Raw genomic sequence first — 23,193 nt, 5'->3', positions numbered from 1 at the left:
TCAATCGCCTTGGGGCAGTTTGGTGATCGCCTCGAAGGCCTCCAGAAACACCGCGGCGATGTCGTCGTCGCGTGCGCTGGCCATGGGTTTTTTCTGCAAGAGCACACGCTGCACGCCGATGCCCAGCAGTAGCGCCGTGATCATGTCAGCGCGAATCCGGGCGTGGTCGGCGGTTATCCGCTTGGACAGGTTGCGGGTGAGGCCGCGCTCGAGTTGCGAGTTCAGCCGGCTCACCACCGAGGGATCCCCGCTGGAGCGCAGCAGGGCGAACAGCGGCGCGTCGACGTCCCGCCGGGCCCCCAAGACGCGGGCGATCATGCGCCGGCCCACGGCGGCGTCGGCGGCGTTGCGGATTTCGTCGGTGTCCTCCGAGACGTCGGTGGCCTCCGTGAAAAGCCGTTGCTTCGAGCCGAAATAGCGGCGAACCAGGGTGACGTCGACGCCGGCTTTCGCGGCCACCTCGCGCAGGCCGACGGCGTTGTACCCCTGACCGAGAAACAGCTCGCGAGCAGCATCGAGAAGTCGTGTCCTGGTGGCGGCCGCGTCTCGCATCATGTCTACAACTGTAGACATCAAGCCGGCATTGCACTAGCGTAGTGGATATGTCTACGACTGTAGACATAGAAGTTACTCGAAGGAGGTCCTCATGGCCGGAGTCATGCTGGTCAAGCAGCGAGTAGCCAGCGTCGACCGATGGAACGACGTGTTTCGCGACCCGGAACTGGACGCGACCCGGCGCCGGCATGGGCTCGTGGTAACCGGTACCTACGTCGACGGCGACGATCCGAACACCGTTCTCGTCGTCATGGACATGGAAAACATCGACGCCGCACGGCAATTCGCGGCGTCGGCCGAGCTCGCCGAGGCACGGGAACGGGCGGGCGCGATCGGGGCCCCCGACGGGGTGTGGTTGGGGGCGCGGCGGATCGACGCCTGATCACAGCCCGGCGAAGCGCTCCTTGACCGCGTCGACCGTCAGCCCGTAATCGGCCAGTGAATAGGTGTGTTTGGGCGCACGGGCGCCGGACTGGCTTTCGGCATGGCTTTTTTCCATGGCGGCCCGCGCCTCGTCGGTCAGCGTCAGCCCGAAGTGCCGGTAGATGTCGGCGACCGTTCCCAAGGGATCGGCGATCAGTTCCCGGTACTCGACGTCGTAGAACTGCGCAGGGTCGTATTTGGCACGCGCGGTATTGAATCGCTCCAACCCACGCGACCAGGTTTCCATTGAGTCGGCGCCGATTTGGGCGCCGACGTACGTCGTCGACCAACCCTCCGCTGTGTGCTGAGCCAGCGAGCACATCGAGGCCATGATCGTCTCGACCGGCCGATGAGTCTGGATCACAAGTGCATCGGGGTAGGTCTTCATCAAGGCGTCCAGCGCGAAGAGATGGCTGGGGTTCTTCAGCACCCAACGCTTGTCGGCGTCGTTCAGCCCGATCAATTGCAGGTTCTTGCGGTGTCGACGATATGACGGCGTCCAGTCCTGCTCCGACAACCACTTTGAGTAGCTCGGCAGGTGGGCAAGGGTTTCGTAGGACACCGAATGCAGCGATTGCCGCAGCAGCTGCCAGCACTCCTCCAGCTCGTATGCGGCCATGAAGTGCAGCCCGGTATATCCGGGGTTTTCCGCGTGATGCTGGGTGAATTGCGCGTCGAGCTGGCGATACAGCGGGTTTGATTCCCAGGTTTCGCGCGGCGGGCGCGGCTGCGGGAACTCGGCCAACCACATGTGCAGGCCCTGGTGCGCCGGGTCGGCACCGAGCAGCCGGTGCAGCGCCGTGGTGCCGGTGCGTACCAGCCCGGTGACGAAGATGGGCCGTTCGATGGCGACGTCGGCGTGCTGCGGGTGTTGCTTCCACGCGGATTCGGACAGCAGCCTGGCTACCAGTGCGCCGCGCAGGAAGAACCGATTCATCTTGCTGCCCAACACCGTTAGGCCCGCTTCGCGCCGATATGAATCCAGCAAGACCTCCAGCGCTTCGAGGTAGTTGTCGTCGTTGGTGCCGAAGTCGTCCAGCCCGATCAGCTTGGTGGCTGATGCGTGCAACTCCTCGACGGTGCCGATATCGGTGCGATCTGACATCAGGTGTGGTACTCCCCGCAGTTGACATCCAGGGTCTGTCCGGTGATGCCGCTGGACAGGTCGCTGGCCAGGAACAGGATCGCCGAAGCCACCTCGTCCTCGGTGGGCAGCCGCTTGAGGTCGGAGTTCGCGGCGGTGGCCTGGTAGATCTGGTCCATCGTGGTGCCGTACTTGCCGGCTTGATGTTCGAAGTAAGACTGCAACGTGTCGCCCCAGATATAGCCGGGCGCAACCGAATTGACGCGAATACCCTTCTCGCCCAGTTCGGTGGCCAGCGACTGCGACATCGACAGCAGGGCGGACTTGGCCATCTTGTACGCGCCGTATTTCGCCTGCGAGTGCCGCAGGACCATGGAGTTGACGTTCACGATAGATCCGCTCGACTTTTCCAGCGCCGGCGTGAAGGCTTGGATAAGCCGCAGCGCGCCCAGCGCGCTGAGCTCGATCGCGTCCCGGATGTGCTGAAATGTGGTGCCGGCCAACGGCTTCATCGACGGCACCCGGAACGCGTTGTTGATCAGCACGTCCACCTTGCCGTAGGTCTCCATGGTGGCCTCGACGAGGTTGTTCACCGCGTCATCGTCGGTGATGTCGGTGCGCACCGCGAGCGCCTGGTGCCCGGTGTCGGTGATCTCCTTTGCGACGCCCTCGAGCCGTTCCACGGTGCGTGCCGCGAGTACCAGATCGGCGCCGTCGCGTGCGCACCGGTGCGCCAGCGTGGTGCCGAGGCCCGGCCCGACCCCGCTGATGACCACGACCTTTCGTTTGAGCATGCCCGACATCGTCACCCCAGCATCCTGGCCGCAATTTGGCTTTGGCGCAACGCGATTCGCTCGCGCCACTGTTCCTCGGAGATCTTGTTGTGCTCGAAATGCGGCAGCGCGGCCGGCACGGCGTCGAAGTCGACCACCTCGACGGAGGGTCCGTCGGCCTCGGTGAGTTCACGCGACACCCGCTGCCAGCGGAACTGCAGAAAACCGCGCCGATGGCCCAGCGTTTCGACCCAGTTGGTCACTCCCGGATTCTGGTCGGCCACGACGATGCGGACCTTGCCGTCCGGATCCGCCTGTGCCTGGGTGTTGTTCAGCGAGGTTTGGTGGTTGATGTAGTCCAGCGAGATGTACCAGAGGCTGCCCAGCTGGAAGCCGAGATACGGGGCGTCCGAGACTGGGATCGTGATCACCAGCGCCTGATCGGGCCGCAGATCGAAATGTCCCACCGACGAGTACTGAGTCGCCAGGCCGCCGGGCGTCAGCCGGGGCGGCACCATGGTGTTGACCGGGAGGTCGAGGTAGAACCACTGCGGGAACTGCAACCAGGTCTTCACCCGGTTCACCAGCTGCTTACCCGCTGTGGCATAACGCTTTTCGATCGTCTGCCGGGTCAATGGCGGCGGCGCGGTGCCGGCCGTGTCCAGCCTGGAGATGGTCAGCGTGCCGCGCTGCGCCGACCAGTCGCCGTAGACCTCACGAATCACCAACTGCCCGTTGCTGGTCGGCCGCACCCGCCACTCGAAGCTGCCGTCCGCGGCGATCTCGAGTTCACGGTCGTCGAACGCGGCCTGGCTGGCGGGCACGTTGTCGTCGGTGTACTCGCCGCCGAGCAGCTGGAAGCTCAGGTCGGTGGTGGTGCCACGCCGGCCGGTGACCACATAGTCATGGTCCGCATGCACCCGCGTGCCGAAGTAGAGGGTGTCGGGGTTGTCCAGGCCCATCTTGGTGAAGGGGCCGGTGCCCGACTGCAGGAAGGGATGGTCACGCTCGTAGTCGAAGGCCAGGTGCTCACACGCGGCTATACAGCCGCCCAGGTACTGCAGTCCTTCGAGCAGGTCGGCTTCGGATTCGATGTGCGGCGCGGCGGCGACGAGTTTCTCCGCTTCGGCGATCGCTTCGATGAGGGGATCAGAGAACACGCCTAGACGCTAGAACGTGTTCTACTTTTTCGTCAATGGCGAACATTCCCCCGCGTCGTCGACGGCGCGCGACGACGACTGCCGCTCACTACGGCACGCACTGCTGCGACAGGTCGATCAGATGCTGCCGCACGTCCGGGTGCCGGTTCAGGTAGTCGAGGACGGTGCCGTTGCCGCCCTCCGCCCGCGACCTGGCTTCCAGCTGCTGGTGAAGGTCGGGATGGCGCTGGAGGTAAGCGTCGATGGAATTACCCACCGTTTGATTGCACGGGGGATCAGCGTGGGCCACCGGCAGTGCGATCACCGCCGATGCGGCGGCAGTTAGCAGTCCACCGGCGAGCACACCGCAGATTCCGCGGCGAGAACGGCTCGCTGTGTTGGATGTCATGCGCGACAGGCTACTCCCGCAAAATTAGCCGCGTCAGTGCGTGACGGCCGCACCGCTGCCCTGCTCGCGCTTGATTTCCAGCGCGATGTCGATGAGTTGGTCTTCCTGGCCGCCGATGAGCTTGCGCTGACCGGCCCGGTGCAACAGCGCCGCCGCGGGCACCCCGTAGCGCTCGGCCTGGCGCACCGCGTGCTTGAGGAAGCTCGAGTAGACCCCTGAGTAGCCCATGATCAGCGCGTTGCGGTCGAGCAGGCACTCGGCGGGCATCGCGGGCCGCACCACGTCCTCGGCGGCGTCGGCGATGTCGAAGAAGTCGATGCCGGTCTTGACGCCGATCTTGTCGAACACCCCGATCAGGGCCTCGACGGGGGCATTGCCCGCGCCGGCCCCGAAACGGCGCACGCTGCCGTCGATCTGCTTGGCGCCGGCCCGGACGGCCTCGACCGAGTTGGCCACCCCCAGGCCGAGGTTTTCGTGGCCGTGGAAGCCAACCTGGGCGTCGTCCCCGAGTTCGGCGACCAGTGCGGCCACCCGGTCGCGCACCCCTTCGAGGACCAGCGCCCCCGCCGAATCGACCACGTAGACGCACTGGCACCCGGCGTCGGCCATAATGCGGGCCTGCGCGGCCAGCTTCTCCGGCGGGATGGTGTGGGACATCATCAGGAACCCGACGGTCTCCAGGCCCAGCTCGCGGGCCAGCCCGAAGTGCTGAATCGACACGTCGGCTTCAGTGCAGTGGGTGGCGATACGGCAGATCGACCCGCCGTTGTCCTGCGCTTCCTTGATGTCGTCTTTAGTGCCCACTCCGGGCAGCATCAAGAACGCGATCCTGGCCTCCTTGGCGGTCTCTGCCGCGAGCTTGATCAGCTCCTGCTCGGGTGTCTTGGAGAACCCGTAGTTGAAGCTCGAGCCGCCCAGTCCGTCGCCGTGCGTCACCTCGATGACCGGCACGCCGGCCGCGTCCAGGGCGGCCACGATGGCGTGGACCTCGTCTTTGGTGAACTGATGGCGTTTGTGGTGCGACCCGTCGCGCAGCGAAGTGTCCGTGATCCGGACGTCCCAAATGCCGGTCATCGTGTACCTCCCGCAACGGAAAGCGTTTCCTTGGCGATCTCCTCGCCGACCTTGGTGGCCGCCGCGGTCATGATGTCGAGGTTTCCCGCATACGGGGGCAGGTAATCGCCCGCGCCCTCGACCTCGATGAACGTGGTGACCAGCGCGCGGCCGCCGGAGTTCATCGACGGGTCGTCGAACTGCGGCTCGTTGAGCAGCCGGTAGCCCGGCACATAGGTCTGCACCTCCGCCACCACGTCGTGGATGGATTTGGCGATCGCGTCGCGGTCGGCGTCCTCGGGGATGGCGCAGAAGATGGTGTCGCGCATGATCATCGGCGGATCGGCCGGGTTCAGGATGATGATCGCCTTGCCGCGCTCGGCCCCGCCGATGGTTTCCACGCCCTTGCTTGTGGTCTTGGTGAACTCGTCGATGTTCGCGCGGGTGCCCGGCCCGGCCGACACCGACGCCACCGACGCAACGATTTCGGCGTAGGGCACGCCGACGACCCGGGACACCGCGTACACGATCGGGATGGTCGCCTGCCCGCCGCAGGTGATCATGTTGACGTTGGGCGCATCCAGATGTTCGCGCAGGTTGGCCGGCGGGATCACCGCGGGGCCCACGGCGGCGGGCGTCAGGTCGATGGCCCGGATGCCGGCGGCCGCGTACTTCGGGGCGGCGTCCCGGTGCACGTACGCGCTCGTCGCCTCGAACACCAGGTCGGGCTTCTCGGACTGCGCCAGCAGCCAATCGACGCCTTCGTGGGTGCTCTCCAGACCCAGCTTGCGGGCCCGGGCCAGGCCCTCGCTCTCCGGATCGATCCCCACCATCCAGCGCGGCTCCAGCCAGTCCGATCTCAGCAGCTTGTAGAGCAGATCCGTGCTGATATTTCCCGACCCGACGATGGCCACGCTTGCCTTAGACGGCATGTCGACGCTCCTGGTATTTGGACTAGTTCAAAAGTAATTCGAGACTATTCAAAGGACAACCGAACCGAACCCAGGCCCGTGAAGTCGGCAACGAACTCGTCTCCGGCGCGTGCGTCGATCGCGCGGGTGCACGATCCGGGTAACACGATGTCACCTTTTCGCAGCCGGACGCCGAAGCTTTCCACCTTGCGGGACAACCACGCGACCGCGGTGACCGGGTTACCGAGCACGGCGTCGCTGCGGCCTTCCGCGATCACCTCGCCGTTGCGGGTCAGCACCGCATCGATCGCCTTGACGTCGACATCGCCCGGCGCCACCCGCGCCTGCCCCAGCACGAAACCCGCCGACGAGGCGTTGTCGGCGATGGTGTCGCACAGCGCGATCTTCCAGTCGGTGATCCTGGTGTCGATCAGTTCGATCGACGGAGCCAGGGCTTCGGTGGCCGCCAGCACGTCGTCCTCGGTGCAACCGGCCCCCGGGAGGTCGGCGCCCAGTATGAAAGCGACTTCGACCTCCACCCTCGGCAGCAGGTAGCGGCCCGCCTTGACCGGGGTGTCCTCGAACACCTGCATCTCGTCGAGCAGATGCCCGTAGTCCGGCTCGTCGACACCCATCATCTGCTGCATCGCCTTCGACGAGAGCCCGACTTTGTGGCCCAGGACCCGGGCCCCCTCGGCGACGCGCTGCCGAATATTGATCAGCTGGATCTCGTAGGCGTCGACGACGTCGATATCCGGGTAGGCGGACGTCAGCGGGGCGATCGGCGCGCGGCTCCGCTCGGCCTGCGCCAGGTCGGCAGCCAGCTCGTCGCGGGTCGCAACACTGAGCATTACCGAAGTCCCCTCGTCCGTTTGACCGGGCCAGTAGCGCCCGACCCGGGCAATTCTATAACGTGTTCTACATGACAGCGCAGGAGTACGACGTCGTCGTGGTCGGGAGCGGCGGAGCCGGCATGGTTGCTGCCCTCGCCGCCGCGCACCGAGGCCTTTCGACAGTAGTCATCGAAAAGGCCCCCCACTTCGGCGGCTCCACCGCGCGGTCCGGGGGTGGGGTCTGGATTCCGAACAACGAGGTGCTGCGGCGCGACGGCGTGAAGGACACCCCCGAGGCGGCCCGCACCTACCTGCACGGAATCATCGGCGACTCATCGGTAAGCAAGGTCGAGCCCCAACGCATCGACACCTACCTCGAACGCGGGCCCGAGATGCTGTCGTTCGTGCTCAAGCACACGCCACTGAAGATGTGCTGGGTGCCGCGCTACTCCGACTACTACCCCGAGGCCCCGGGCGGCCGCGCCAGAGGGCGTTCGATCGAGCCCAAGCCGTTCAACGCCCGCAAGCTCGGCGCCGACGAGTCCGGGCTGGAGCCCGCGTATGGCAAGGTGCCGCTGAATGTGGTTGTGATGCAACAGGACTACGTGCGGCTGAATCAGCTGAAGCGACACCCTCGCGGGGTGCTGCGCAGCCTGAAGGTCGGCGCGCGCACGATGTGGGCCAAGGCGACCGGGAAAAACCTGGTCGGTATGGGCAGGGCCCTGATCGGCCCGCTGCGGATCGGTCTGCAACGGGCCGGGGTCCCCGTGCTGCTCAACACCGCCCTCACCGACCTGTACGTCGAGGACGGAGCGGTGCGTGGGGTCTACGTCCGCGACACGAGTGCCTCAGAATCTGCTGAGCCCCAGCTGATCCGGGCCCGACGCGGCGTGATACTGGCCAGCGGCGGATTCGAGCACAACGAACAGATGCGGGTGAAATACCAGCGCGCGCCGATCACCACCGAATGGACCGTCGGCGCCAAGGCCAATACCGGCGACGGCATCATCGCCGGCGAAAAGCTCGGTGCTGCCTTGGATCTCATGGAAGACGCGTGGTGGGGGCCGACGGTGCCGCTGGTCGGTGCGCCGTGGTTCGCCCTCTCCGAGCGCAATTCGCCGGGATCGATCATCGTCAACATGTCCGGCAAGCGGTTCATGAACGAATCGATGCCGTACGTCGAAGCCTGCCATCACATGTACGGCGGGGAATTCGGCCAGGGGCCGGGGCCGGGCGAGAACATCCCGGCGTGGCTGGTGTTCGATCAGCGATACCGCGACCGCTACATCTTCGCGGGTTTGCAGCCCGGGCAACGCATTCCACGCAAATGGCTGGAATCCGGGGTGATCATCCAGGCCGCCACGCTGGAGGAGCTGGCATCCAAGGCCGGTTTGCCCGTGACCGACTTCGCCGCGACGGTAGAGCGGTTCAACGGCTTTGCGCGCTCGGGGGTTGACGAGGACTACCACCGCGGCGAAAGCGCCTACGACCAGTATTACGGCGACCCGACCAACAAGCCGAACCCCAATCTCGGCGAGATCAATCAGCCGCCGTACTACGCCGCCAAGATGGTGCCAGGGGACCTCGGCACGAAGGGCGGCATCCGCACCGACGTCCACGGCCGCGCCCTGCGCGACGACGGGACGATCATCGAAGGCCTTTACGCCGCAGGCAATGTCAGCGCCCCGGTGATGGGACACACCTATCCCGGCCCCGGCGGCACGATCGGACCGGCGATGACCTTCGGATATCTGGCGGCGCTGCACATTGCCGATCAGGCGGGAGAAAACTGATATGCCGATTGACGTGGACGTCGCGCTGGCGGCGGAGCTGGACCCGATCGAATTCTCTTGGGTCAGTAGCGATATCCAGCTTTACCACCTCGGGCTGGGCGCCGGCGCCGACCCGATGGACCCCCGCGAGCTTCGCTACCTGATGGACGACACGCCCCAGGTGCTACCGACGTTCGGCAACGTGGCCGCGACGTTTCACGCCACCAAACCACCGACGGTGAAGTTTCCCGGCATCGACATCGAGCTGGGCAAGGTACTGCACGCCAGCGAGCGGGTGGAAGTGCCCGGGCCACTGCCGCCGTCGGGTTCCGCGCGCGCCGTCACGCGGTTCACCGACATCTGGGACAAGGGCAAGGCCGCGGTGATTTGGAGCGAGACGACGGTCAGCGCGCCCGACGGCACCCTGCTGTGGACTCAGAAGCGATCGATCTTCGCCCGCGGCGAGGGCGGATTCGGCGGGGAACGCGGGCCGTCTTCGGCTGACGCGGCGCCGGACCGCGCCCCCGACCTGGAGGTCGACATGCCGATCCTGCCGCAGCAGGCGCTGCTCTACCGGTTGTGCGGCGATCGCAATCCGCTGCACTCGGATCCGGAATTCGCCGCCGCCGCAGGCTTTTCCCGGCCCATCCTGCACGGCCTGTGCACCTACGGCATGACCTGCAAGGCGATCACCGACGCACTGCTGGACGGCGATGCCGGGGCGGTGGCCGCCTACGGCGCGCGTTTCGCCGGTGTGGCGTTCCCCGGCGAAACGCTCAGGGTCGGCATCTGGAAGGAGAACGGCCGATTCCTGGCCAGCGTCGTCGCGCCATCGCGTGACGACGCCGTCGTGCTGAGCGGCGTCGAACTTCTGCCCGCATAGCGCCTTTGCGCGCAGCAAACTACCGCTAAACTGCGGAACATGCTTTCCGCCCTGGGGCCGGGACACCAATAGCAGTACCTCATGAGCCCCGAACGGGAGTCACCCGTACCGCATGCGGTCGATGAGCGAACCGCACTGCGGAGTATTCCGATATTCGCTGAGATCGAGGACGAGCAACTCGATCGACTCTCGAGCGCCGTAGCTCGCCAGTACATTCCCGCGAACGAGTGGCTGTTTCGCATGGGAGACCCGCCCGACGCCTTCTATGTCATCGCCTCGGGGCGATTCGCGGCGGTCGGTCCTGATGGACAGGTATTTCGTGAGATGGCGGCCGGCGAGTCGGTCGGAGACCTGGGCGTGATCACCGGCGCCGCTCGATCGGCCGGAATACGCGCCCTTCGGGACGGCGTCGTCTGGAAGATCGCCGCCGACACGTTCACCGAGGTACTCGCGAAGGCTCCGTCACTGCAATACGCGATGTTCCGGGCGATGGCGGGGATGCTTCGGGAATCACGATCTGCCAACGTCTCTCGGGGTCGCCGGGTGGTCGGCGTGCTGTCGACCGGGGATGTGCCCGCGGCGCCGATCGTCGACACGATCGTGACTCGCCTGGGCCCGCACGGTGAGGCCGCGGTGGTCGCGCCGCCCGTCGACACGACGGCCGCGGCCAATCACTACGGCGAGCTCGTCGAAGCGTTCAGCGAGACCGTTGACCGGATGGAGCGCAGCAACGATTGGGTCTTGCTGGTGGCCGATCGAGGCTCGGGCGACAACTGGCGACGATATGTCGTCGCGCAAAGCGACCGACTCGTGGTCCTTGCGGATCAGGCCCGTCCGCCGGAAGCGCTCGATCCACCCGTTACGCAAAAGCCCGTCCACCTGGTCACGCGCGACGTGGTGCCCGATCCCAGCTGGTGGGACCTGCTGCAACCGGTCTCTCATCACCGGGCCGACGACGGCGGAATCGGTGCCCTGGCCCGCAGGATCGCCGGCCGATCGTTGGGTCTGGTGCTCGGCGGTGGTGGCGCTCGGGGGCTCGCGCATTACGGCGTCTACGAGGAGCTCACCCGGGCGGGCATCGTCATCGACAGGTTCGGCGGAACGAGCGCCGGTGCCCTCGCCGCGGCAACCTTCGCGCTGGGGATCGACGCCCGAGAGGCGACCGCCGCGGCGCGAGAGCACATCGCGGAAACCAGGCCAGTCAGCGACTACACGATCCCGGCGATAGCCCTTACCCGGGGTCGGCGCGTCGACCGTCTGATCGAAGGGTTCTTCGGCAGCACCACGTTGATCGAGCACCTGCCGAGGGAGTTTTTCTCCGTCTCCACGGACATGATCACGGGCGATCAGGTCATTCATCAGCGTGGGCTGCTGTGGGTCGCCGTCCGGGCATCGATCTCGATACCCGGTCTGCTGCCGCCGGTGCAACAGCGCGAGCAGCTCCTGGTCGACGGTGGACTGATGAACATTCTGCCGGCCGACATCATGTGCGCCGACCCGGATGGCGAAGTCATCTGCGTCGACCTACGGACAACGTATGTGCCATCGAAGGGCTTTGGTCCGCTGCCGGCAATGCTGCAGCCTCCCGCGTTCGTCCGGCGGCTGCTGACCGGCACCGATGCGGCCCTGCCACCGCTGCAGGAGACCTTGCTGCGCAGCGTCGAACTCGCCGCCCCGAAGGGAAACCTGCGCGAGCTTCCCCGGGTTGCGGCGATCATCGAGCCGGACGTCTCGGCGATCGGCCCGTTGGACTTCAAAAACATCGATGCCGCCCTCGATGCCGGCCGGATCGCAACCCGGGCGGCCCTGGAAGCACAGCCTGGGCTCGTCTCCTCGAGCTTGTAGCATTACCTCTGCAGCAAACGGCTCTTCAGATGGCGGACGCTTCGTGTGTGCACTAGGTCGTCAAGCCGGGCGGGGCAGACAACACGCGGTCTCGCTCGCGACACGGCACGCGGCCGTTCCAGCGCGGCTAGGTTGGTAAGCGATGCGCTCCGATTGGTGGGACAAGCCACAGGCCCATCTCGACATGCGCATAAACGGCGCCGACGTGAGCGTGCCGATTTTCGATCAACTGTTCGTCGGCCGCCAGTGCGCCGGGATCGACGAACAACGCCGACTTGTTATCCCCGACCCGAACATCTCGCGTAACCACCTCGAGATTCGCTTGGACGTCACCACCGACCGGGCTTACCTCATCGACACCAGCACCAACGGGACGTTGCTCAACGGCATGCCGCTCGAGCGCGCCGTACAGGTCCCGATCAAGCCCGACGACCGGATCTCGGTGGGCGACGTCGTACTCACCTTCCGATCGGACCGGTTCAATGCCGTCGGGGTGACCAACACCAGCCCGACCCTGACGCGGATCGTCGAGGAGACCATGGTGATGGTGGTCGGGGATATCACCAACTACTCGACGATCTCCGAAGTCACCGACAACCAGGTGATCGCCCGGAGCCTGAACTACCTTTGGCACGAACTCGGCCGCGTCCTGCGTGCCCACCGCGGCACGCTCAACCATTACGCCGGCGATGCGCTGTACGCGGTCTGGGAACTGCGGACGATTCCCGCGGCCAACGAGCTCGCGATCGACTTCGCGCTCGCCGCGAACCGGAGGGTCGAGGAACTCGGGCCGTCGCTGCCGCTGCGGGCGCCGGACGGCTCGCCGATCCGCATGGGCTGGGGCGTGGTGCAGGGCCGGGCCGCGATCGCGGCGATGACCAGAACGGTCACGGCCGTCATCGGCGACGCGACCAACGTGGCGTTCCGGCTGGCAGGCATTGCCGGGCGCGCCGGGTATGCGGACGTGATGGTTAGCGCCGGCGTGCATGCCGCCGTCGAGGCGCAATACGTCTGGGGCCACTCCCAGCAGGTGGAGATCAAGGGCCGACGCGGGACCGAGACAGTGTTCCCGGTTGTCGGCCGCTGCTAGCCGGCCGCTGCCTCCCCTTGCGCCGAACGTGCGGCTGGACGCACGCTCAACCACGAACGTGCGGCTGGCCGCACATTCGGCACCGAGAAAGCTAGCCGAGGATGAGGCCCGACGTCGGGACGCCCGTCCCCGCGGTGACCAACACGTGCTCGACGTCGGGCACCGGGTTCACGGAGGTGCCGCGCAACTGCCGCACACCCTCGGCGATGCCGTTCATCCCATGGATGTAGGCCTCACCGAGCTGGCCGCCATGCGTGTTGATGGGCAGCCGGCCGCCGACCTCGACGGCACCGCCGGCGATGAAGTCCTTCGCTTCACCCTTGCCGCAGAACCCCAACTCCTCCAACTGAATCAGGGTGAACGGGGTGAAGTGGTCGTACAAGACAGCGGTCTGGATATCCGACGGCTTGAGCCCGGACTGCTGCCACAACTGCCGGCCAACCAGACCCATCTCGGGCAGACCCAGCTCCGGGCGGTAGTAGCTCACCATCGTGTACTGGTCCGGGCTGGAACCCTGCGACGCCGCCTCGATGACGGCCGGCCGCTGCTTGAGGTCCCGCGCACGCTCCGCGGACGTCACAACGATCGCCACCGCGCCATCGGTTTCCTGGCAGCAGTCCAGCAGCCGCAACGGCTCGGCGATCCACCGCGAATTCTGGTGGTCCTCAATGGTTATCGGCTTCTCGTAGAAGTAGGCCTTGGGATTGTTGGCCGCGTGCTTGCGGTCGGCCACCGAGATGACGCCGAAGTCCCGGCTGGTCGCGCCGGACAGATGCATGTACCGCTGGGCGATCATCGCCACCTGCGCGGCCGGCGTGGACAGCCCGTGGGGATAGGAGAAGGAATTGTCCGCCGTCGTCGAATCGGCTTGGGCGCCAGCGTCACCCACCAACCGCGACTGAACCTGGCCGAACCGCATGCCGGAGCGCTCGTTGAATGCCCGATACGCCACCACGACATCGGCCACTCCGGTCGCGACGGCCATCGCCGCGTGCTGGATGGTCGCGCACGCGGCTCCGCCGCCGTAGTGGACCTTGGAGAAGAACTTCAGCTCGCCGATGCCGACCGCACGCGCGACGGCGATTTCGGTGTTGGTGTCCATCGTGAACGTGGTCAGCCCGTCGACGTCGGCCGGGCTCAGGCCGGCATCATCGAGGGCGTCCTGCACCGCCTCGGCGGCCAGGCGCAGCTCGCTTCGGCCGGAGTCCTTCGAGAAGTCGGTGGCCCCGATGCCGACGATCGCAGCTTTACCCGACAACACTAGGCGTCCCCCATCGTGAGCGTGGCTGTGGCGACGACGTGGTCGCCAAGGCTGTTGCTGCCCACCACCTTTACGGTGATCAGGCCGTCGTCCACGGCGGTCACCTCACCGGAGAATGTCACGGTGTCGTAGGCGTACCACGGCACGCCCAGTCGCAGTCCGATCGACTTGATCAGCGCCGACGGCCCCGCCCAGTCGGTGACGTAGCGCTGCACCAGCCCGGTGTCGGTGAGGATGTTGACGAAGATGTCCTTCGAGCCCTTGGCCTGCGCCTTGTCGCGGTCGTGGTGCACGTCCTGGAAGTCGCGGGTGGCCAGGGCCGTCGAGATGATGAACGTCGGATCGCCGTGTAGCTTCAGCTCGGGCAGCTTCGTGCCCACCTCAATCACCGGTGCACTCATGCCGCGGGCTCCCACGCGTAGAGGGTCCACTCCGGCCCCGTCTCACCGGCCGGGAAGTCGATATAGGTTGCGCGAACGGGCATTCCGATCGCCACCGCGGCCGGGTCGGCGCCGCGCAGCTCGCCCAGCATCCGCACGCCTTCCTCCAACTCGACGAGGGCGATGACGAACGGCAGCGTGCGGCCCGGCACCTTCGGCGCGTGGTGCACGACGAAACTGAATACGGTGCCCTTACCGCTGGCCACCACGTAGTCGATCGGCTCGGCCTTGTCCTGCCACACCGCGGGCACCGGCGGGTGCTGCAGGCTGCCGTCCGGCCGGCGCTGGATCCGCAGCTCGTGCGCCTTGACGCCCTCCCAGAAGAATGCGGTGTCCCGCGACATCGAGGGGCGCATCATGGTGTCGGGATCGAGGTCGTCAGGCACCGAGCCGGAGGACTCCGACGACTCGCGCGGCTTGAATTTGAGGATGCGCCAGTTCATCTCGGCGACGTCCTCGTCGCCGACCCGCCAGATGATGTGCTGGTTGACGAAGAAACCTTCGCCCAGCGCGGTCTGCTTGGGCCCGACCACGTCACCCATCTCAGAGGTGATGCTGACTTCCTCGCCGGGCTGGAGATAGCGGTGATAGGTCTGCTCGCAGTTGGTGGCCACCACACCGATGTAGCCGTTGTCGTCGAACAGTTGCATGATCGGGCCGAGCGGATCGTCCTTCGGACGTTCGCCGCCCAGGCCGAACATCGTCCAGACTTGAATCATTGCCGGCGGTGCGACAATTCCCGGGTGACCGGCGGCCCGGGCCGCGGCCTCGTCGGTGTAGATCGGGTTGCGGTCGCCCAGTGCCTCCACCCAGTTGTTGATCGTCGGCTGATTCACCGGATCGCGGGCCGCGCGCGGTTTACTGCTGCCGGCGGCCTTGATCTGCGCGACGGCTTCCTGGATATCGGTCATCTGGGCACCCTCGGCACCTTGAGGCCAGCGGCCGCGATCATCTCACGCATGACTTCGTTGACGCCTCCACCGAAGGTGATCACCAGGTTGCGCTTGGTTTGCGAGTCCAGCCAGTTGAGCAGGTCGGCCGTGTCGGAGTCCGCGGGGTTGCCGTACTTGCCGACGATCTCCTCGGCGAGCCGGCCGATGTACTGAATGCGCTCGGTACCAAAGACTTTCGTCGACGCGGCGTCGGCCACGTTGATGTCCTCGCCTGCGGCTGCCACCTGCCAGTTGAGCAACTCGTTGATCCGCCACATCGCGTGGATCTCGCCGAGCGCCCGCTTGACGTCCTGGTGATCGATCGGCGTAACACCGTCGCTTCCGGGCTTCGAAGCCCAGGCGTGCACGCGGTCGTAGATACCGGCTACCCGGCCCGCCGGGCCGAGCATCACCCGCTCGTTGTTGAGCTGCGTGGTGATCAGCCGCCATCCGCCGTTCTCCTCGCCGACCAGCATGTCGGCGGGCACCCGCACGTCGTTGTAGTACGTGGCGTTCGTGTGGTGGGCACCGTCGGACAGGATGATCGGCGTCCAGGAGTAGCCGGGATCCTTCGTGTCGACGATGAGGATCGAAATGCCTTTGTGCTTAACGGCTTCCGGATCGGTGCGGCACGCCAGCCAGATGTAGTCGGCATCGTGCGCGCCGGTGGTGAAGATCTTCTGGCCGTTGACGATGTACTCGTCACCGTGGCGGACGGCCGTGGTCCGCAGGGAAGCCAGGTCGGTTCCCGCCTCGGGTTCGGTATAGCCGATCGCGAAGTGGACCTCGCCGGCCAGGATCGCGGGCAGGAACTTCTTCTTCTGCATCTCGTTGCCGAAGACCTGCAGTGTCGGCCCTACGGTCTGCAACGTCACCGCCGGCAGCGGCACGTCGGCCCGGTGCGCCTCGTTGACGAAAATCGACTGCTCGATCGGGCCAAAGCCCAAGCCCCCGAACTCCTTTGGCCATCCGACCCCGAGCTTGCGGTCCTTGCCCATTCGCCGGATCACGGCGCGATAGGCCTCGTTGTGCCGGTCCTGCTCCATCGCCTTCATCTCGTCGGACGAGATCAGGGTCGAAAAGTATTCCCGTAGTTCCGCTTGCAGCTGACGCTGCTCGGGCGTGAGGTCTATGAACATTGCGCTCCCACCAAGTCGAGGCGATGAGAAGGTCCGCCCAGTAGCCGTGCCAGGTCCTTGATCGTCGAGTAGTAGCGGTGCATCGGGTACGTGATGTCCATCCCCATCCCGCCGTGCAGGTGATGACACGTCTGCATCACCGGCGGCGCCTGCGACGCGATCCAATAACCGAGCACGTCGAGGTCGTCGTCGGCGTCGCGGCCTTCGGACAGTCGCCAGACCACCGACTTGGCGGCCAAATCTATAGTGCGCGAGGCGATATAGACCTCGGACAGCTGCGCCGCCACCGTCTGGAAGGTGGACAGCGGCTTGCCGAACTGCTTGCGGTTGGCCACGTAGTCGGCGGTGAGCCGCAGCGCCCCGGCGACCAGCCCGTCGGCGTATGCGCCGATCGCGGCCAACGCCAGCTGATTGACTCGGCGCGCCGTCGCGCCCGCCAGAATGTCGCCGTCGGGAACGGCGACGTCGGCGAACGTGACCGTGTACTCGTCCGAACCGTTCGACGTCGGCGTGCGAACCAGCCGCACCCCGTCCGCCTTCGGCGACACCAGGACGACCGCGCTGTCGGACGTCACCATGATCCAGTCCGCCTGTTCGGCATGGGCCACACCGACTTTGGTGCCCGACAACCCCCCATGAACGAAGGTGGTGGCCGGCCGGTCGGGCAGCGCCGCGCCGGGTTCGTTCAGCGCCGCGGTCAACACGCCGCCCTTGGCGACTCCGGCAAGGAAACGGTCCTGCTGTTCGTCGGACGCCAGGTCGAGCAGCGGCACCACGCCGAGGCCCAGCGTGGCCAGCGCCGGGGTGATGGCGCCACGGCGGCCGACTTCGGTGAGCACCGTCGCGACCTCGGGCAGACCCACGCCGTCGCCGCCCAGCCGTTCCGGCACCGGCAACGCCGTCACGCCGCCGTCAACCAAAGCGCTCCACGAGATCTCGCGGTCGAGCACCGACGTGACGACGTCGGCGACCGCGTTTTGCTCGGCGCTGAGGTCGAAGTCCATCAGTGATTCACCGGGCACTTGCCGGTGTAGTCGACCTGCCAATGCTTGATGCCGTTGAGCCAGCCCGACCGCAGTCGCTCGGGCGCCGAGATCGGCTTCAGGTCGGGCATGTGGTCCGCCACCGCGTTGAAGATCAGGTTGATGGTCATCTTGGCCAGGTTGGCGCCGATGCAGTAGTGCGCACCGGTGCCGCCAAAACCGACGTGCGGGTTGGGATTCCGCAGGATGTTGAAGGTGAACGGGTCCTCGAAGACCTCTTCGTCGAAGTTGGCCGAACGGTAGAACATGAGCACCCGCTGGCCTTTTTTGATCTGCACGCCCGACAGCTCGTAGTCCTCGAGCGCGGTGCGCTGGAAGCAGGTCACCGGGGTGGCCCACCGCACGATCTCGTCGGCGGCGGTCTCCGGGCGCTCCTTCTTGTAAAGCTCCCACTGGTCGGGGAATTCGGCGAACGCCATCATCCCCTGGGTGATGGAGTTGCGGGTGGTCTCGTTGCCTGCCACCGCGAGCATCACCACGAAGAAGCCGAATTCGTCGTCGGAGAGCTTCTCCCCGTCGATGTCGGCCTCGATCAGTTGAGTCACGATGTCGTCGCCGGGATTGCGTCCCTTTTCCTCGGCCATCTTCATCGCGTACGAAATCAACTCGAACGACGACATCTGCGGGTCGATGTCCGCGTACTCCGGATCATCGTTGCCGGTCATCTCGTTCGACCACCGGAAGATCTTGTCGCGGTCGTCCTGTGGCACGCCGAGCAAGCCGGCGATCGCCTGGAGCGGCAGCTCGCAGGACACCTGCTCGACGAAGTCACCCGACCCCGCGGCCGCCGCGGTCTTGGCGATTTTCTGGGCGCGTTCCCTGAGTTCGGCCTCGAGGCGTCCGACCGCGCGCGGCGTGAAGCCACGGGAGATGATCTTGCGCAGCCGGGTGTGGTGCGGCGCGTCCATGTTGAGCAGGACCGCCCGCTGCATGTCGATGTTCTCGCGCGGAATGTCGTTCTGGAACCGCGGGATCACGCAGTTTTCGAAGCTGGAGAAGACGTCACTGCGCCGCGACACTTCCTTGACGTCGTTGAGCTTGGAGATCGCCCAATAGCCGCCGTCGTGGAACCCGCCGCCGGTACCGGGCGCTTGTTCGTTCCACCAGATGGGCGCAGTTGCCCGCAACTCGGCAAATTCCTCGACCGGAATCCGCTCGGCGTAGACGTCGGGGTCGGTGAAATCCCACCCGGGCGGAAGATTGGGGCTGGGCACGCTAATTCTCCTTCACTGCAGTCCTCGATGACCTGCGATCCCAGGACACTAGCTGTCCTAGTGATGCTCTGGTGCCAGTAAAACATGCCTCCACCGCAGACAAAAGGCGCCCAAGCATCCTCGCTTGTCAGAGTAATGAAACGTGTTCTAGCCTGACCCCATGGGTAACCCGGTAATCGTTGAAGCCACCCGCAGCCCGATCGGCAAGCGCAACGGATGGCTGTCAGGACTGCACGCCACCGAGCTGCTGGGCGCGGTGCAAAAGGCCCTGGTTGAAAAGGCCGGCATCGACGCCGGCGACGTCGAGCAGGTCGTCGGCGGTTGCGTCACGCAGTTCGGCGAGCAGTCCAACAACATCACGCGGGTGAGCTGGCTCGTCGCCGGCCTGCCGGAGCACGTCGGCGCCACCACCGTGGACTGCCAGTGCGGCAGCAGCCAGCAGGCCAACGGCCTCGTCGCGGGCCTGATCGCCGCGGGCGCCATCGACATCGGCATCGCGTGCGGAATCGAGGCCATGAGCCGCGTCGGCCTGGGCGCCAATGCGGGTCCGGACCGGACCATCCTGCGGCCCGCGTCGTGGGACATCGATCTGCCCGACCAGTTCACCGCCGCCGAGCGGATCGCCAAGCGCCGCGGCATCACCCGCGAGGACATCGACGCGTGGGGGTTCGAGTCGCAACTGCGCGCCAAGCGGGCCTGGGAGGAGGGCCGCTTCGACCGAGAAATCTCGCCGATCGAGGCACCGGTCCTCGACGAGCAAAAGCAGCCCACCAGCGACCGCCACATGGTCTCCCGGGACCAGGGCCTGCGCGACACCACCCTCGAGGGCCTGAGCCAGCTCAAGCCGGTCATCGAGGGCGGGATCCACACGGCGGGCACCTCGTCGCAGATTTCCGACGGTGCGGCCGCGGTGTTGTGGATGGACGAGGACAAAGCCAAGGCGCTCGGGCTGCGGCCACGTGCCCGGATCGTCAGCCAGGCGCTCGTCGGCGCCGAGCCCTACTACCACCTGGACGGACCGGTGCAGTCGACGGCAAAGGTGCTGGAGAAGGCCGGCATGAAGATCGGCGACATCGACCTCACCGAGATCAACGAGGCGTTCGCCTCGGTGGTGCTGTCCTGGGCGCGGGTCCACGAGCCCGACATGGCCAGGGTGAACGTGAACGGCGGCGCGATCGCGCTCGGACATCCGGTCGGCAGCACCGGCAGCCGGCTGATCACCACGGCACTGCACGAACTGGAACGCACCGATCAGAGCACGGCCCTGATCACGATGTGCGCCGGGGGCGCCCTGTCCACCGGCACGATCATCGAACGCATCTAGGTGGTTGTCTCCGAGGAAAGCCGCATCGCCGCGGCGCAGGCGTACATCGACGCGCTCGTCAGCCATGACGGCGACAGTGTTCCGTTCGCCGCTCGCTGCACCCGCATCGAGCAGGGAGTGAAGAACGGATTCTCCGGGAATCACCTGCGGCGCAGCCTGAATCGCGGTCCGCAGTATTGGGTCATCGCCGACACCACGCCGCCGGATTACCGCATCACCGGCGACGAGGTGCACGCGGCGTACGACGTGGTGACCAAGGCGGGCTTCGGCCGCAGGCGGCTCGCTGCCCGGGTTGACGAAACGTTCGTGATCCCCGCCGAAAGCGCTAGCGGCCGCGCCGAAATACAGCACGTCAGGGTTCGCTTCCACCCATTCATCAAGCGCTAACGGGTCTCTAGGATGACGTCATGCCAAAATCACCGCCGCGGTTTCTGAATACGCCCTACACCGACTTCCTGATCAAGTGGATGTCGCGCCTCAATACATTCATGTACCGCCGCAACGGCGGAGAGGGCCTTGGCGGGACATTCCAGAAGATTCCGGTCGCCCTGCTGACCACCACTGGCCGCAAGACCGGCGAGCCGCGCGTGAGCCCGCTGTACTTTCTGCGCGACGGTGACCGGGTGGTGGTCGCGGCGTCCAAGGGCGGCTCCGCGAAAAACCCGATGTGGTACCTCAACCTGAAGGCCAACCCCAAGGTTCAGGTGCAGATCAAAAAAGAGGTGCTCGACCTGACGGCGCGGGATGCCACCGACGAAGAGCGCGCCAAGTACTGGCCCAAATTGGTCGACATGTATCCGTCCTACGACGATTACCAGTCCTGGACCGACCGGACCATCCCGATCGTCATCTGCGACCCCTAGCGTTGCCGAGCCGACACCGGATCCGCAATTCCCGCCCGGTCGCGCTGTTGCTCAAATACTTTGCGCGTGCCCATATTTGGGTATATCGCAGGACTGGCGGCAGGATCGGCGCGAAGCTGTTGTGGCTTCCGGCGGCGCTGCTGACGACGACCGGCCGCGCGTCCAGCGAGCCGCGAACCACCGCGACGCTGTACCTGCGCGACGGTGATCGGGTGATCCTGCCGGCGTCGTTCGTTGGGCGCGACGAGCACCCGTTGTGGTACCGCAACCTGAAAGAAGACCCCGAGGTGCAGGTGCAGATTCGCGGTGAACGCCTGGACCTGGTCGCCCGGGACGCAACGGACTCCGAACGCGACCGCTACTGGCCGCCCTTGATGCGGATGTATCCGCCCTACCGGAAGTACCGCGAGGCCGCGGACCGGGTGATTCCGTTGGTGGTGTGCGAACCGCGCTAGGCGCCGTAAACGGGGACCGGCGGCCGCGCCTTGGCCAGCAGGTCGGCCACCACCGGCCCCAGCTCGGCGGGCTCCCATCTCGCGCCCTTGTCGATCTGCGGTCCGTGTGCCCAGCCCTCGGCGACGCGGATCTTGCCGCCCTCGACCTCGAACACCTTCCCGGTCACGTCGCGTGATTCGGCGCTGCCCAACCAGACGACCAGTGGCGAGACGTTCTCCGGCGCCATGGCGTCGAAATCCTGGTCCTGCGTCGCCATCATCTCGGCGAAGACGGTCTCGGTCATGCGGGTGCGGGCCGACGGTGCGATGGCGTTGACGGTCACGCCGTAGCGACCCATCTCGGCGGCGCCGACCAACGTCATCGCCGCGATACCGGCCTTGGCGGCGCTGTAGTTGCCCTGCCCGACGCTGCCCTGCAGGCCGGCACCCGAACTGGTGTTAATGATCCGTGCGTCAACGGTTTTGCCCTCTTTGGACAGCCCGCGCCAATACGACGCCGCGTGCCGCATCGTTGCGAAGTGGCCCTTGAGGTGCACGGCGATGACGGCGTCGAACTCCTCCTCGCTGGTGTTGGCCATCATCCGGTCGCGCACGATGCCGGCGTTGTTCACCAAAACGTCGAGCCCGCCATAGGTTTCGACGGCGGTCCGGATGAGGCCGGCCGCTTGATTCCAGTCCGCGACGTTGGATCCGTCGGCGACGGCCTCGCCACCGGCCGCGGTGATCTCGTCGACCACACCCTGCGCGGCGCTGCCTCCCCCGGCGGGCGACCCGTCCAGGCCGACGCCGATGTCGTTGACGACGACGCGCGCGCCCTCGGCTGCGAAGGCCAGCGCGTGCGCGCGCCCGATACCGCCTCCCGCGCCGGTGACGATGACGACTCGGCCGTCGACCACTCCCATATGCCTTATCTCCTCTACTGGATCTTTACTTGATCGAGCTCGCGTTCGTGGTGGCCAGATAGTGCGGTGGCTCGCCGCCGCCGTGCACCTCCAACGAGGCGCCGCTGATGTAGGACGCGGCATTCGAGGCCAAAAACGCTGCGGCCCAACCGACATCCACCGGCTTGGCCAGCCGGCCCAACGGCACGTTCTTCGAAATCGCGGCGATCGACTCCGCGTCGCCGTAGAACAGGTCGGCCTGTTCGGTTTCCACCATCCCGACCACGCAGGCGTTGACCCGCACCTTGGGTCCCCATTCCACCGCCAGTGTCTGCGTGAGGCTCTCCAGGCCGGCCTTGGCCGCCCCGTATGCGCCGGTGCCCGGCGATGGCCGCCGGCCGGACAGGCTGCAGATGTTGACGATCGATCCGCCCCCCGGCTGGTCCTGCATCTTGTCGTTGGCAAACTGCGAAACCAGCAGCGCACCAATGAGGTTGAGCTCGATGATCTTGCGGTTGAATTTGGGGCTGGATTCCGCGGTCGGCACGTAGGGCGACCCTCCGGCGTTGTTGACGACCACGTCCAACTGGCCGTGTTTGTCGAGGATGGTGTCGATCAGCGACTTGACGGCCTCCTCGTCGCGCACGTCGCACGGGTGAAACTCGTAGGGCACGCCCTCGACGGCGCGGCGCGCGCAGGTGATCACGGTGGCGCCCTGTTCGGCGAAAACCGAACTGATACCGGCGCCTACGCCTCGCACGCCGCCGGTGACCAACACCACCCGCCCGGCCAGCCCTAGGTTGATACCGTCGGCTGCTTCGGCGTGAGTCACTGTGCTAGCGTACCAAGCAAGTGCTTGCTTAGGTAACCG

25 protein-coding genes are annotated in these 23,193 nt (G+C 66.1%); 9 read left to right on the top strand and 16 right to left on the bottom strand.

The window, feature by feature from the left end:
• On the bottom strand, positions 1-555 hold the full coding sequence (locus tag A5744_RS20625; RefSeq protein WP_240563125.1) for a TetR/AcrR family transcriptional regulator: 555 nt from the start codon (positions 553-555) through the stop codon (positions 1-3).
• Between the two features lie 91 nt (positions 556-646).
• On the opposite strand from A5744_RS20625, the gene A5744_RS20620 reads away from it, so the two are divergent.
• On the top strand, positions 647-937 hold the full coding sequence (locus tag A5744_RS20620) for a hypothetical protein (protein ID WP_240563124.1): 291 nt from the start codon (positions 647-649) through the stop codon (positions 935-937).
• Here A5744_RS20620 and A5744_RS20615 read toward each other — a convergent pair whose 3' ends face one another.
• The 7 genes from A5744_RS20615 to A5744_RS20585 form a co-directional block, all read right to left on the bottom strand.
• Positions 938-2,083, bottom strand: a complete 1,146-nt coding sequence (locus A5744_RS20615) for a sulfotransferase (RefSeq protein WP_076064223.1) — start codon at positions 2,081-2,083, stop codon at positions 938-940.
• Positions 2,083-2,865, bottom strand: coding sequence for an SDR family oxidoreductase (locus A5744_RS20610; RefSeq protein ID WP_076064222.1), 783 nt, complete (start codon positions 2,863-2,865; stop codon positions 2,083-2,085). Before A5744_RS20610 ends, A5744_RS20615 begins: the two co-directional genes overlap by 1 nt.
• A 2-nt stretch (positions 2,866-2,867) precedes the next feature.
• Positions 2,868-3,995 carry a hypothetical protein gene (locus A5744_RS20605; RefSeq protein WP_076064221.1) on the bottom strand — a complete coding sequence of 376 codons (1,128 nt, stop codon included), beginning with the start codon at positions 3,993-3,995 and terminating at the stop codon, positions 2,868-2,870.
• A gap of 88 nt (positions 3,996-4,083) precedes the next feature.
• Positions 4,084-4,383, bottom strand: coding sequence for a hypothetical protein (locus A5744_RS20600; protein WP_076064220.1), 300 nt, complete (start codon positions 4,381-4,383; stop codon positions 4,084-4,086).
• 33 nt (positions 4,384-4,416) lie between these two features.
• Positions 4,417-5,457 (bottom strand): 4-hydroxy-2-oxovalerate aldolase, encoded by a 1,041-nt coding sequence (gene dmpG, locus A5744_RS20595; RefSeq protein ID WP_076064219.1) that lies wholly within the window; start codon positions 5,455-5,457, stop codon positions 4,417-4,419.
• Positions 5,454-6,368, bottom strand: coding sequence for an acetaldehyde dehydrogenase (acetylating) (locus A5744_RS20590; protein ID WP_076064218.1), 915 nt, complete (start codon positions 6,366-6,368; stop codon positions 5,454-5,456). The genes dmpG and A5744_RS20590 overlap by 4 nt, the downstream gene beginning before the upstream one ends.
• Positions 6,369-6,412: 44 nt before the next feature.
• Positions 6,413-7,198 carry a 2-keto-4-pentenoate hydratase gene (locus A5744_RS20585; protein ID WP_076064217.1) on the bottom strand — a complete coding sequence of 262 codons (786 nt, stop codon included), beginning with the start codon at positions 7,196-7,198 and terminating at the stop codon, positions 6,413-6,415.
• Between the two features lie 71 nt (positions 7,199-7,269).
• Here A5744_RS20585 and kstD point away from each other — a divergent pair, with 71 nt between their 5' ends.
• From kstD to A5744_RS20565, 4 genes are all read left to right on the top strand, one after another.
• Positions 7,270-8,973: a 3-oxosteroid 1-dehydrogenase gene (gene kstD, locus A5744_RS20580; protein ID WP_076064345.1), complete on the top strand. Its 1,704-nt coding sequence runs from the start codon at positions 7,270-7,272 to the stop codon at positions 8,971-8,973.
• A 1-nt stretch (position 8,974) separates the two neighbouring features.
• Positions 8,975-9,835, top strand: a complete 861-nt coding sequence (locus tag A5744_RS20575) for a MaoC family dehydratase (RefSeq protein WP_076064215.1) — start codon at positions 8,975-8,977, stop codon at positions 9,833-9,835.
• A gap of 81 nt (positions 9,836-9,916) precedes the next feature.
• Positions 9,917-11,680 carry a cyclic nucleotide-binding and patatin-like phospholipase domain-containing protein gene (locus A5744_RS20570; RefSeq protein WP_076064214.1) on the top strand — a complete coding sequence of 588 codons (1,764 nt, stop codon included), beginning with the start codon at positions 9,917-9,919 and terminating at the stop codon, positions 11,678-11,680.
• A 142-nt stretch (positions 11,681-11,822) separates the two neighbouring features.
• A complete protein-coding gene (locus A5744_RS20565; protein WP_076064212.1) occupies positions 11,823-12,770 on the top strand; it encodes an adenylate/guanylate cyclase domain-containing protein in 948 nt (315 codons plus the stop codon).
• Positions 12,771-12,861: 91 nt separating this feature from the next.
• Here A5744_RS20565 and A5744_RS20560 read toward each other — a convergent pair whose 3' ends face one another.
• The 6 genes from A5744_RS20560 to A5744_RS20535 are packed head-to-tail and all read right to left on the bottom strand — an operon-like array spanning position 12,862 to position 18,799.
• Positions 12,862-14,031 carry a lipid-transfer protein gene (locus tag A5744_RS20560; protein ID WP_076064211.1) on the bottom strand — a complete coding sequence of 390 codons (1,170 nt, stop codon included), beginning with the start codon at positions 14,029-14,031 and terminating at the stop codon, positions 12,862-12,864.
• Entirely contained in the window at positions 14,031-14,432 is a 402-nt protein-coding gene (locus A5744_RS20555) for a MaoC family dehydratase (RefSeq protein ID WP_076064344.1), read from the bottom strand. Before A5744_RS20555 ends, A5744_RS20560 begins: the two co-directional genes overlap by 1 nt.
• Positions 14,429-15,382, bottom strand: a complete 954-nt coding sequence (locus A5744_RS20550; protein WP_076064209.1) for a bifunctional MaoC family dehydratase N-terminal/OB-fold nucleic acid binding domain-containing protein — start codon at positions 15,380-15,382, stop codon at positions 14,429-14,431. Before A5744_RS20550 ends, A5744_RS20555 begins: the two co-directional genes overlap by 4 nt.
• Complete coding sequence (gene fadE29 / locus A5744_RS20545; protein ID WP_076064207.1) at positions 15,379-16,542, bottom strand: acyl-CoA dehydrogenase FadE29; 1,164 nt, start codon at positions 16,540-16,542, stop codon at positions 15,379-15,381. Before fadE29 ends, A5744_RS20550 begins: the two co-directional genes overlap by 4 nt.
• Positions 16,533-17,546 carry an acyl-CoA dehydrogenase family protein gene (locus A5744_RS20540; RefSeq protein WP_076064206.1) on the bottom strand — a complete coding sequence of 338 codons (1,014 nt, stop codon included), beginning with the start codon at positions 17,544-17,546 and terminating at the stop codon, positions 16,533-16,535. The genes fadE29 and A5744_RS20540 overlap by 10 nt, the downstream gene beginning before the upstream one ends.
• Entirely contained in the window at positions 17,546-18,799 is a 1,254-nt protein-coding gene (locus tag A5744_RS20535) for a cytochrome P450 (protein WP_076064204.1), read from the bottom strand. Before A5744_RS20535 ends, A5744_RS20540 begins: the two co-directional genes overlap by 1 nt.
• A gap of 160 nt (positions 18,800-18,959) precedes the next feature.
• Here A5744_RS20535 and A5744_RS20530 point away from each other — a divergent pair, with 160 nt between their 5' ends.
• Genes A5744_RS20530 through A5744_RS20515 form a run of 4 tightly spaced genes read left to right on the top strand, consistent with a single transcriptional unit; the run spans position 18,960 to position 21,441 of the window.
• Entirely contained in the window at positions 18,960-20,123 is a 1,164-nt protein-coding gene (locus tag A5744_RS20530) for a steroid 3-ketoacyl-CoA thiolase (protein ID WP_076064202.1), read from the top strand.
• Complete coding sequence (locus tag A5744_RS20525) at positions 20,124-20,510, top strand: hypothetical protein (RefSeq protein ID WP_076064200.1); 387 nt, start codon at positions 20,124-20,126, stop codon at positions 20,508-20,510.
• Between the two features lie 20 nt (positions 20,511-20,530).
• A complete protein-coding gene (locus A5744_RS20520) occupies positions 20,531-20,986 on the top strand; it encodes a nitroreductase family deazaflavin-dependent oxidoreductase (RefSeq protein WP_076064198.1) in 456 nt (151 codons plus the stop codon).
• Positions 20,987-20,988: 2 nt separating this feature from the next.
• Positions 20,989-21,441 carry a nitroreductase family deazaflavin-dependent oxidoreductase gene (locus tag A5744_RS20515; RefSeq protein WP_076064197.1) on the top strand — a complete coding sequence of 151 codons (453 nt, stop codon included), beginning with the start codon at positions 20,989-20,991 and terminating at the stop codon, positions 21,439-21,441.
• Here the strand turns inward: A5744_RS20515 and A5744_RS20510 are convergent.
• Positions 21,438-22,343, bottom strand: coding sequence for an SDR family oxidoreductase (locus tag A5744_RS20510; RefSeq protein ID WP_076064195.1), 906 nt, complete (start codon positions 22,341-22,343; stop codon positions 21,438-21,440). The two genes, A5744_RS20515 and A5744_RS20510, sit on opposite strands and share 4 nt — an antisense overlap.
• Positions 22,344-22,368: 25 nt before the next feature.
• Complete coding sequence (locus tag A5744_RS20505; RefSeq protein ID WP_170874548.1) at positions 22,369-23,154, bottom strand: SDR family oxidoreductase; 786 nt, start codon at positions 23,152-23,154, stop codon at positions 22,369-22,371.
• Between the last annotated feature and the right edge of the window lie 39 nt (positions 23,155-23,193).

The sequence above is a fragment of the Mycobacterium sp. IS-1264 genome (assembly GCF_001954195.1).
In the GTDB taxonomy this organism is placed as follows: Bacteria; Actinomycetota; Actinomycetes; order Mycobacteriales; family Mycobacteriaceae; genus Mycobacterium.
This window is presented reverse-complemented; position numbering and strand designations above follow the sequence as displayed.

Coding starts and splice junctions, on each gene's coding strand:
- A5744_RS20625 (WP_240563125.1), bottom strand. CDS start 555: ATGATGCGAGACGCGGCCGCCACCAGGACACGACTTCTCGATGCTGCT.
- A5744_RS20620 (WP_240563124.1), top strand. CDS start 647: ATGGCCGGAGTCATGCTGGTCAAGCAGCGAGTAGCCAGCGTCGACCGA.
- A5744_RS20615 (WP_076064223.1), bottom strand. CDS start 2,083: ATGTCAGATCGCACCGATATCGGCACCGTCGAGGAGTTGCACGCATCA.
- A5744_RS20610 (WP_076064222.1), bottom strand. CDS start 2,865: ATGTCGGGCATGCTCAAACGAAAGGTCGTGGTCATCAGCGGGGTCGGG.
- A5744_RS20600 (WP_076064220.1), bottom strand. CDS start 4,383: ATGACATCCAACACAGCGAGCCGTTCTCGCCGCGGAATCTGCGGTGTG.
- dmpG (WP_076064219.1), bottom strand. CDS start 5,457: ATGACCGGCATTTGGGACGTCCGGATCACGGACACTTCGCTGCGCGAC.
- A5744_RS20590 (WP_076064218.1), bottom strand. CDS start 6,368: ATGCCGTCTAAGGCAAGCGTGGCCATCGTCGGGTCGGGAAATATCAGC.
- A5744_RS20585 (WP_076064217.1), bottom strand. CDS start 7,198: ATGCTCAGTGTTGCGACCCGCGACGAGCTGGCTGCCGACCTGGCGCAG.
- kstD (WP_076064345.1), top strand. CDS start 7,270: ATGACAGCGCAGGAGTACGACGTCGTCGTGGTCGGGAGCGGCGGAGCC.
- A5744_RS20575 (WP_076064215.1), top strand. CDS start 8,975: ATGCCGATTGACGTGGACGTCGCGCTGGCGGCGGAGCTGGACCCGATC.
- A5744_RS20570 (WP_076064214.1), top strand. CDS start 9,917: ATGAGCCCCGAACGGGAGTCACCCGTACCGCATGCGGTCGATGAGCGA.
- A5744_RS20565 (WP_076064212.1), top strand. CDS start 11,823: ATGCGCTCCGATTGGTGGGACAAGCCACAGGCCCATCTCGACATGCGC.
- A5744_RS20555 (WP_076064344.1), bottom strand. CDS start 14,432: ATGAGTGCACCGGTGATTGAGGTGGGCACGAAGCTGCCCGAGCTGAAG.
- A5744_RS20550 (WP_076064209.1), bottom strand. CDS start 15,382: ATGACCGATATCCAGGAAGCCGTCGCGCAGATCAAGGCCGCCGGCAGC.
- fadE29 (WP_076064207.1), bottom strand. CDS start 16,542: ATGTTCATAGACCTCACGCCCGAGCAGCGTCAGCTGCAAGCGGAACTA.
- A5744_RS20540 (WP_076064206.1), bottom strand. CDS start 17,546: ATGGACTTCGACCTCAGCGCCGAGCAAAACGCGGTCGCCGACGTCGTC.
- A5744_RS20530 (WP_076064202.1), top strand. CDS start 18,960: ATGGGTAACCCGGTAATCGTTGAAGCCACCCGCAGCCCGATCGGCAAG.
- A5744_RS20520 (WP_076064198.1), top strand. CDS start 20,531: ATGCCAAAATCACCGCCGCGGTTTCTGAATACGCCCTACACCGACTTC.
- A5744_RS20510 (WP_076064195.1), bottom strand. CDS start 22,343: ATGGGAGTGGTCGACGGCCGAGTCGTCATCGTCACCGGCGCGGGAGGC.